Origin of the sequence: Photorhabdus stackebrandtii, from assembly GCF_011189495.1 — a bacterium.
GTDB classification, from domain to species: domain Bacteria; phylum Pseudomonadota; class Gammaproteobacteria; order Enterobacterales; family Enterobacteriaceae; genus Photorhabdus; species Photorhabdus khanii.
This window is the reverse complement of record NZ_PUJV01000088.1, coordinates 1-2,499: the sequence shown is the minus strand read 5'-3', so window position 1 is coordinate 2,499 and position 2,499 is coordinate 1. Positions and strand designations below refer to the sequence as shown.

Below are 2,499 nucleotides of genomic sequence, written 5' to 3'. Positions count from 1 at the left end.
TTAAGACCCTTGCAGACTCGCCGGTTCAGCTTTTTACCTTAGACGGTGCCGGTAAACCGTCCATTGGTTTACTGTTTGACTCCTCACTGACCGGCACCAGCCTGTTTCTGAATGCCTTTACCCTGGCAGACGTGCTCACGCAGACAGAATATGCCCGCAACAACCCGTTACAGCCCGGACCGTCCTATATGAGCCTGCTGCGCTTTAGCACCGCGGTGATTGGTATGAGTGCCGATTTGGCCTCCCTCGGTTCGACGCTAGCGAGTAAGGTAAACTCCCCGATAGTCAAGGCGCTGATGAACGGCATAAAAGTGCCTGCTGTCAATACAGCTATGGTCAGTCAGTTCTCCCGGGTTGCCGGTAGCGTGGCAGGTTATTTAGGGGCGCTGGTCTCCTTCTATGATGCGAGTAACGCTTTCAGAGCGGGTAATAAAGTCGAAGGTTATAGTCAGGTAGCGATAGGAACAGGTTCCATTATTCTGACCACAGCGGTCTGGATCGGGGCTGCCGCAGGTACCTTCCTGACTGGGGGCGTACTAACAGCGATTATAGCCGGGGCTAGCTTGCTTATTGGTGGCAGCATTGTGCAGGCCAGCAGCGCCTGGTCAGATTTGGAAAAAGTGCTGAATAACTGTTTTTGGGGGGCAGGAAAAAAATATGATTTTTGGGATACAGAAAAAGCAAGACCAACCATTTTACTACAATTTAAAACAGCCAGAGAAATGGATAATAATACGCGAAATCATTTTGTTATCGAAAACCAAGAGTTTTTAAATCTGTTTATTCAGCCACAACTGAAAATACATCAGGGGTTTGGTGTCACGACCTATTGTTTTACCCTGCCTGCTTTTCAGATGGGTCTCTCAGATATTCGCGGGATCTTTGTAACTCCATCCAAAGCTCCATACTACTGGGAAGGAAAAATCGATTATGTTGAGATTAACCGCCGCAAATATACCCCTGATGCTTTTCGCAATGCCAAATTCAGGAAAGCTAAGGAGCAGGCTAAATTGACCCTGAATGGCGATACGGCAACGCTGGAAGTAGTCATCTCAGAAACAATGGGCGTTTATCCCCGCAGTAGCGAACTGTACTGGTACTATGAACAATCGACAAATGTCATCGCCCCTTTGCGCTATCTCCAGGAAGAAAAACCCACAGCAGAAAATACCATTAAGGGCAGTCTTGACGGGGAGCGCATATTATGAAGCAACGACTCAAAAAATGGTTTCCTACTATTCATCCACTACCAGCTAAACGGCTGGCACGCTGGGAAAAAGAACTTCTGGCCGCACCACAGGATATTAAGAATGAAGAAACCATTAAGCATGTGGAAATATTGGACTACCTTGATAATAAGGAATGTCATATTCGCAATACCCAACGCCGTGCCCGGAGTATTACCCTGATTCCAGTTACATTGGGGATAATTACCAGCATGCTATTGACAGTAAATGACTTCATAAAAGAACGACAGAGTAATGAATCAGAAATTTATCATTGGGTTGATGTAGCTAAAAAGGAGTATGGAGAAAAATTTTATCTACGCGATGACCTTCCTGATTATTTGAACGGAATGAACTATATTGGTGATGATAAAGATCTATCACTGAGAAAATACCTGCATTACCGTTATAATTATTATGAATATAGTGACTATTATTTGAAAATTGATATAGGTTTCTTACTACTCTATCTGCTGATTATTCCCCCTTTCGTATGGGCTATATTTTTTTCACGCCGTCAGGCACCATTAATTATCGATCGCGAACGGCAGATTTTTTACACCTGGTATAAAGGCAAAGCCTATGCTGCCCGTTATCCACAAATCGGTATGGTAGAAAAAACTAATATTCTGTTCCTCAAAGTCTACGGCCTGGACGAGAACAATCAACTTATCGGGCGTGGTTTTATCCCTAACGTCAGTAGTTATTCCTTTGCTTTCTTAAGCAGTGGCAATGATAAGGCGCTGGCAGTCGCCTTTATGGTGAAATTCTTATTAAACGGCAAAGAAGCTGTCAGTAAGGTGGATTATAAACGCCGTGGACCGCTTATCTGGTGGAGCAAAGATAAAAGACCCGCGGATTTAGACGCACAAATTCCGTTGATTTTGGCAGAATTGGATCGCTTAGGTCCTCCTGATGAAGATCTTTCCGAATGAAGTTTGCCGACATCAAGGCCATCATTGAAAAAGACATCAATGAACTGGATTTAGCGACCGCCAGGATTGGTGCGCTGACCACGCAGGAAAGCTATGAGATGGATGCCGACGTGATTATCAAGGCAATCAACGGTTATCTGCACCTGCACGAACAGGCGCGGATTGTTATTCTGCATGACCCGGTGGGCCGCCAGCGGGATATCGCGGAAGCGTACTCTATCCTGCATCTGTGGCAACAGAGCTACAACGCCTCCAATATCTACCCATTGACCATCGGTTTCTATGTCGAAAGGCTCAAAGCGACCAAAGACCCGGCGCTGAAAAAGAAAATAGATGAC

General features: G+C 45.4%; 3 protein-coding genes. All 3 read left to right on the top strand.

The features are described from left to right. Window positions 1-1,208, top strand: a 1,208-nt coding sequence (locus C5470_RS21585) for a hypothetical protein (RefSeq protein WP_166291830.1), incomplete at its 5' end; no start/stop codon positions are given. Next, window positions 1,205-2,161, top strand: a complete 957-nt coding sequence (locus C5470_RS21580) for a hypothetical protein (RefSeq protein ID WP_166291828.1) — start codon at window positions 1,205-1,207, stop codon at window positions 2,159-2,161. The genes C5470_RS21585 and C5470_RS21580, both read left to right, overlap by 4 nt. Further along, window positions 2,158-2,499 (top strand): hypothetical protein (locus tag C5470_RS21575; RefSeq protein WP_207627078.1); only part of this gene is annotated, 342 nt, incomplete at its 3' end. The genes C5470_RS21580 and C5470_RS21575, both read left to right, overlap by 4 nt.

Bases quoted from the DNA above. Each gene is read 5' to 3' on its own strand.
- C5470_RS21580 (WP_166291828.1), top strand. From the start codon at position 1,205: ATGAAGCAACGACTCAAAAAATGGTTTCCTACTATTCATCCACTACCA.